1 protein-coding gene is annotated in these 1323 nt (G+C 34.3%); it reads right to left on the minus strand.

What is annotated here, in order from left to right; genetic code table 11:
• Positions 1-137 precede the first annotated feature (137 nt).
• Positions 138-1323, minus strand: a 1186-nt coding sequence (locus tag EHQ62_RS17260; RefSeq protein ID WP_135645150.1) for an LIC12162 family transferase, incomplete at its 5' end; no start/stop codon positions are given.

Genomic DNA, 1323 nt, shown 5'->3' on the forward strand with positions numbered 1-1323 from the left:
CTAATGAGCTAAGTGAACCAACATACTCAGATTCTAATATTTGCTCTATCAGCTTTATAACATCTCCTTCTTGCTGATTATCTAAAAATTTAATAGCCTGGTTAATCACTGTATGATTTCTTTGTTCTTCTATTCGTTTATCTAATTCTTTCCAAAGCTTTTTGTAATGTTTTACAAGGCATATCAACTTTTCTAGCATATTGGAAACAAAATTCGTTTTTTACACTTTGGATTTCTTTTGAATTCCACCAGGATTCGATATTATTCCAGATCTCATTCACCTTTTGCGCAGCAGAATCTGGAGTTCTATGGAAAATCCCAACCTGCTCTAACTTTTCAAAATGTGGAATCGCAGAATCACGCAATTCCCAATATTTAGGATCCCAAAACATAATTGTAGGCATATTTCTTCCCATTGATTCCAAAAAAGTTGTAGCATTGTATGTAGAAACGTAAATCCTACTATCAGACATTAACTTTTCCATTCGAGTGGTGCCAATATCTAGTGATATGTCAGGGAATGCGAATTTCCAACGATCACTTTGATTCCATTCATAGTCATGAGCATAAAGTCGAACAGTAAGAGAGTCTCTCACATCTTTACTCAAAGCTTCGGTAAACAGAAATTGATCATTCAGGTAACTTACCCATTGTGATGAACAAACTGAGCTATAAAGCCAATAGCTATATCTTGGCATAGTGCAGGTTACAAGTAAAAGCCTACCCTTTGGATTCCAATTTACATTCTTCTTTCCCGCTATTGTGATCGCATAATTACTATGAACTCTTGTATCCGAATTGCTCCATCCCCATGTTAAATACCTGTCAGATATTGAAGTTTCATGTTCTTCCATATAGGACCATTTCCCGATTCCGAAATGTCCACCATGTTGACCAATGACTAAAAGAGATCCGCTTTCAATTTTTTGCGCAGAATAGGCCTTAAAAAAATCATTTGCATTATGTGCGTTACTAGTAAAAATTATATCCGGATTCTTCGGCCATCTAAACTCCGACAGCTGATCATATAGCTTCTGATAACCTTCCAAATATATTCTAGGTAATTGAAATGGAATCATACTTTTTAAAATTTCTTCAAATTCAGATACTACACCTACATCTAAATTCCAATTTCTAGAGGCTATATTTAATGGGAGTGCAGGCGATGAAATTAATTTCCAAAGCCGAGGCAATTGGCCCAAAATAATTTGAAATTCAACTAAGTATTTAACTGGGATGTAGCTGGATAAAATAAAGTATTCATTTTCAGATACAAAGAAACCTGAGAGAAAATTAAGTATATTATTAAATTTAGATTTTACC

The organism is Leptospira jelokensis (assembly GCF_004769635.1).
GTDB lineage: Bacteria > Spirochaetota > Leptospiria > Leptospirales > Leptospiraceae > Leptospira_A > Leptospira_A jelokensis.